A 5146-nucleotide genomic window follows, 5' to 3' on the forward strand; every position below is an offset into this window, starting at 1 on the left:
CACCCGCGGCCGATCGAGGAGCTTATTCGCTTGTATCAGTTGCGCCAGCTTTACTTTGAGAAACCGCGTCCCGAAAAAGTGGCAGCGATTGAAGGAACGGTAAAGGAAGAGGTGGCCGCCCACTTGGTCCGTCTCGGTTATTTGTCGAAAGAGCGCTCGGCGGATCGCGAGGCGCTTCATGAGGCGCTGACCGTGTATATACATACAGAAAATTTTGAGGAGCGCCAAGTGGAGAAAGGAAAAATCGACCTCGATGTATTACAGTATATGAAGCAGCAGCCGTCGCCTAACGAGGTCGGCTAAGGGAAACCGGCCTTGTCGACTGCATGATCCATCATGCTGCAACAAAAAGGATGTCCCTAGAACTGGGCGGGACATCCTTGTTTATCGACCGCTCCCTCTTAAAAGGCGCATGGCGCACGCCCGCTGTCATGTCTGCGCCAAACGGCCCGCAGGCGAAAGCTGAGAAACAGCGCGCCCGTTGCCAATCCGGCGATCAGGCCGATCCAATAGCCGAACGCCCCGGCGGCAGTCAGTAGAGCGAGCGCGCAGCCAAGCGGAAGCCCAACGCCCCAATAGGCGAGAAGAGCGGACCAAAAAACGGCGTTTACCTCTTTATAGCCCCGCAGCGCTCCTTGGATGGGAGCGGCGATGGCATCGGAAACTTGAAAGAAGATCGCATAGAGCAAAAACTTCCCTGTCAACGCCGCCACTGTCGGATCGTTTGTATACAGCCGGGCGACATGGCTGCGGAAGGCGGAAAGGAACAGCGCTGCTGCGGCGGCGACGGCCAAGGCGAGGGTGATGCCGATCAAGCAATATTGTTTGGCGGCTTCATAACGGTTGGCCCCGGCTTCAACGCCCACGGCGATCGTCAGCGCCATCGATAAGCTGAGTGGAATCATATACAACAGTGAAGCGAAGTTGAGGGCGCTTTGATGCGCGGCGACCGTTTCCGCGCCAAACCGGCCGACAAGCAGCGTCACAGCAGCGAAAATGCTCGTTTCAAAAAAGATGGCCGACCCGATCGGCACCCCGGTTTTCAGCAACTCTTTCCATGCGGCCCATGACGGACGGTAGAAACGGACGAGTACACGATAGGGAGCCAAGCGCCGAAATTTCAAAGCGGCAAAGGCAGCGGCCGCGAAGCAGTACGCATACGTGATCGCCGTCGCGTAACCAGTGCCGATGCCGCCAAGGCGCGGAAATCCGCCATGCCCGTAAATCAACAACCAGTTGAACAGCATATTGACCGGCAAGGCGGTGAGCGTAATCCACATCGTCACTTTCGTTTGCCCAAGCGCATCGATGAAATAGCGGAGCACAGAATAAAGAAACAGAGGGATGATCCCAAACGACAAGGCGCGCAAATAATGAAAGGCGATATGCCGAACGTTTTCATCCAAAGACATCTGTTTCAAGATAAACGGCACGGCAGCGGCGCCGATCAGGACAATGGCGACAGCAAGCGCGACAGCCAAGTAGAGCGCCTGGGCGACGGCGCGAGTGATCGAGTCATGCCGTCCGGCGCCGAAATGGTGTGAGACGATCGGGGACAGGGCGAGCAAAATGCCGCCGGCGCCGGTAAACACCGGCACCCATAGGCTTGAGCCGATCGCGACGCCGGCAAGATCTTCGGCGCTCGCATGACCGGACATGGCGACATCGACAAAGTTCATGGCATATTGACCGGTTTGCGAAACAAAAATGGGAAGAAACAAGGCGAACAGGCGCCGCCATTTGCCGTTGGGCGGAGCGGTCGTTGCCATAATGGCTCCTCCTTTTCTGTGATAAAGTGATACATTGTTCTAAATCATCAATCTCCCCACTTCCGAAGCTGGGATGGCCCCCTCTTCGGAAGCGATTTATGACGAAAGAAACGGCGGTTGGCTGCAAAGCGGGAATTCGATCAAAAAACATGTGCCGTGCGCGTCGCTTTGCACTTTCATCGTCCCGCGATGCAGTTCGACGATTTTTTTCGATAATGACAGGCCGAGCCCAGTTCCCGTTTCCTTCGTTGAAAAAAACGGATCGAAAACATGGTCGATGACCGACGGCGGAATGCCGGGTCCATCGTCGCAGAAGCGAAGCTGAACGAGATGGTTGATTTTTCGGCTGCAGATCGACACCCTCATCGTTTTCGCCACTTTTGCTTCCACGGCGTTGCGAAATAAGTTTAAAAACACTTGCAAAAGCTGGCTGCGGTCGCCGTTCATTTCGTAATCGTCAAGCTGGTCATCAAGGTCAAAATGGACGTCGACGTTATGCAATAGCGCTTCGCTTTGCAATAGGACGCCGACATCGTCGCGCAAAAAGCGGTGCAAGTTGAACGTCTCCATTTTGACGTCCGCCGGCTTGGCGATATTCAAAAAATCCGTGATAATGTCGTTCGCCCGGTCGAGCTCAGGAATTAAAAGCCGCTCAACGAGCGAGGCGATGCGATCCGGCAAGTCGCTTTTCAATAGTTGCAAATATCCGCGCACCGTCGTCAGCGGATTGCGGATTTCATGGGCGATGCCGGCGGCGATGCGGCCAGCGACCGCCAGCTTTTCTGTTTCTTTCATCATATTGAGCGACTGAAACATACTGATGACTCGTTTGATCGATCCGTCATCGTTGTAAATAAAACGGGTGTTGACGATCCCGTAAAATCGGTCGAGCACTTCGTAATTGTAAAGCGGCTCGCCTTTTTCAAGCGATTCGAGCGTCGCGATCAGCTCATCAGGGAGCTTCAGCAGCTCGCGAATATGTTTGCCGATGATGGCATCGCGATCCACGCCGGTGTCAACAGCCGCCTGCAAATTGCAAAGCGTGATGATCCCTTGAGCGTCGACAAAGACAATGTGGTGCGGAACGAGATCGAGCAACGGCGTCAAAAAGGCTTCCACTTTTTCAAACGGTACGTCGCGATGCAAGTCAATATCCCACTGCCATTTGGCTTCCTTTTCAAGGGACGGCGGAATGGTGCGAAGGTGCGGCCGGACGTCGCCGCGCTTTTTTTCGATGGCGATTCCACTTTCATAATCGGCAAAGGTGAACGGAAACGGAAGCTTTTCGATGAGCCGCTCATAAGCGCGCAGCTTTCGTTCGAGTTCTTCGATTTGCGATTGTACGAGTCGATCGTTCATCTTTCCAAACTCCTTAGCTGCACATTTCGTTTTTTATTTTACAAAAACCGCCCTCCGTTGGCTATGGCGGACATCCTGACGACATATGTTTCGCCGCCTTGGCGGACGCTTGTCATCGCCGTTGTCCACGCGGCAACATCCGGCGCTGTATAGTACAACTTTTTAGTCACAATCGCTTCATCCTTTCGTATTCCGAATGCTTTTCTTTCATATTAGCAAATTCGCTCGCATTTGCCTATCGTGGATCTTCCCAACCGCTTTCTCCCATCAAACGGGCGAAGGATTCCATTGGCGCTATTAGGTTTTGATGGATCACAGCCAAATGAAGACGAATTTCCTAATTGATAAAACAATGTGCTAAATCATCAATGGAATGAACAAAAATGGTTTTTGCATACCATGCCAAAGTTCGTCAAAAAAGAGAAGACGATTGTACACAGTTTCTCAACTGGAAAAGAATCGGTTTTGCGATGGTTTTTGTCAAATCCCCTACCTTCAAGCAGCTGACAAAATGCAACGGATCGCAGTGATGGGTTCGTTCAACAATATATTTTATAATAAAAAACTATGTGCTAAATAATCAATAAAAAGAGTGACCATCCAAAAGAAAAGCAACATTTGTCGGCGGCGAAATGCTTTGTATATAATAAAACGGAGCGAAAACGAACCGATCGCCGATCAGAAAGGGTGGTTTGATGATGTTGACATTAGCAGACATTGAACAAGCGCGAGCGAAAATGAAAGGCATCGTCCATCAAACGCCGCTTGAGCATTCGCAAACGTTCAGCCGGCTGTCTGGCAATGATGTATATATGAAACTCGAAAATTTGCAAAAAACGGGCTCGTTTAAAGTAAGAGGTTCATTCAATAAAATTATGTCGCTCACGGAAGAAGAGAGGGCGCGCGGCGTCATCGCCGCTTCGGCCGGCAACCACGCCCAAGGGGTCGCCTATGCGAGCGGCATGCTTCATATTCCGTGCACGATCGTCATGCCAAAAGGCGCGCCGCTCAGCAAAATTGAAGCGACGAAAAGCTACGGGGCGGAAGTCGTGCTGTACGGCGATGTGTTTGACGAGTCTTTGGAATATGCGTTAGAGTTGCAGCGTGAACGGGGGATGACGTTTGTTCATCCGTTTGACGACTTGGCGGTGATGGCCGGCCAAGGGACGATCGGCTTAGAGCTGATCGAGCAGCTTCCCGACGTCGATGTCGTTCTTTGTCCAGTCGGCGGCGGCGGGTTGCTTGCGGGGGTGGCGCTTACGTTAAAACAGCTGAAGCCGTCGGTTGAAGTGTACGGCGTTGAGTCATCGGCTTGCCCCGGCATGACGGCGGCCATACGCCATAAACAGCCCGTCTCCATTGCCGCATCGAATACGATCGCCGATGGGATTGCCGTGAAAAAGCCGGGCAATATTACGTACCAATACATTGAGCAATACGTCGATGGCGTTGTATGCGTGGAAGAGGCGGAAATTTCGCGGACGATGCTGTATGTGCTCGAGCGGAACAAGCTGTTGATCGAAGGGGCGGCAGCTTGTCCGCTGGCGGCATTGTTGTATCAAAAGCTGCCGTTTCGCGGCAAAAAAGTCGCCGCCATTTTAAGCGGCGGCAACGTCGATGTGACGCTCATTTCCCGCATCATCGAGCGGGGGCTCGTCGAAGCCGGACGATTTGTGACGTTTACAACGGTCATCTCCGACAAGCCGGGCCAGTTGAACAAGCTGCTGCGCATTATTGCGGAGCTTGAGGCAAACGTGATGTCGATTCATCATCAGCGCATCGGCGCCAAAGTGCTGCCAGGTCAGGCGGAAATTCACTTTTCGCTCGAGACAAAAAACGAAGACCACATTCAGCAAATCTACCAAGTGTTGTTGAAAGAAGGCTATGATGTACAGTTTTACCGATGAGCGCGCGTGGGAAAACGGTTTGTGTTTCGCCACTGTCTGTTAAGCAAACAGTGGAAAAGCCGTCTTCGAAATCATGTTCACAGGGCTGCCAAGTCAACTACCCCCACTTCG

At 52.5% G+C, this 5146-nt stretch carries 5 protein-coding genes; 2 read left to right on the top strand and 3 right to left on the bottom strand.

Translation table 11 applies throughout. The annotated features are described in order from the left end of the window. A partial coding sequence (locus VU18_RS19605; RefSeq protein ID WP_047757881.1) for a putative peptidoglycan binding domain-containing protein occupies positions 1 to 303 on the top strand: 303 nt, incomplete at its 5' end. A gap of 98 nt (positions 304 to 401) precedes the next feature. Here VU18_RS19605 and VU18_RS06890 read toward each other — a convergent pair. From VU18_RS06890 to VU18_RS06900, 3 genes are all read right to left on the bottom strand, one after another. Beyond that, a complete protein-coding gene (locus VU18_RS06890) occupies positions 402 to 1769 on the bottom strand; it encodes an MATE family efflux transporter (RefSeq protein ID WP_011231084.1) in 1368 nt (455 codons plus the stop codon). Between the two features lie 96 nt (positions 1770 to 1865). Continuing rightward, the gene (locus VU18_RS06895; RefSeq protein WP_011231085.1) at positions 1866 to 3128 is read right to left on the bottom strand and encodes a nitrogen regulation protein NR(II); all 1263 of its coding nucleotides are present in this window, start codon (positions 3126 to 3128) and stop codon (positions 1866 to 1868) included. 38 nt (positions 3129 to 3166) lie between these two features. Next, positions 3167 to 3298 carry a hypothetical protein gene (locus VU18_RS06900; RefSeq protein WP_014195711.1) on the bottom strand — a complete coding sequence of 44 codons (132 nt, stop codon included), beginning with the start codon at positions 3296 to 3298 and terminating at the stop codon, positions 3167 to 3169. Positions 3299 to 3826: 528 nt separating this feature from the next. Here VU18_RS06900 and ilvA point away from each other — a divergent pair. Further along, positions 3827 to 5035: a threonine ammonia-lyase gene (gene ilvA / locus VU18_RS06905; RefSeq protein ID WP_011231086.1), complete on the top strand. Its 1209-nt coding sequence runs from the start codon at positions 3827 to 3829 to the stop codon at positions 5033 to 5035. Positions 5036 to 5146: the final 111 nt, after the last annotated feature.

It is taken from the genome of Geobacillus sp. ZGt-1 (genome assembly GCF_001026865.1).
Lineage (GTDB): Bacteria > Bacillota > Bacilli > Bacillales > Anoxybacillaceae > Geobacillus > Geobacillus thermoleovorans.

Bases quoted from the DNA above. Each gene is read 5' to 3' on its own strand.
- ilvA (WP_011231086.1), top strand. From the start codon at position 3,827: ATGTTGACATTAGCAGACATTGAACAAGCGCGAGCGAAAATGAAAGGC.
- VU18_RS06895 (WP_011231085.1), bottom strand. From the start codon at position 3,128: ATGAACGATCGACTCGTACAATCGCAAATCGAAGAACTCGAACGAAAG.
- VU18_RS06890 (WP_011231084.1), bottom strand. From the start codon at position 1,769: ATGGCAACGACCGCTCCGCCCAACGGCAAATGGCGGCGCCTGTTCGCC.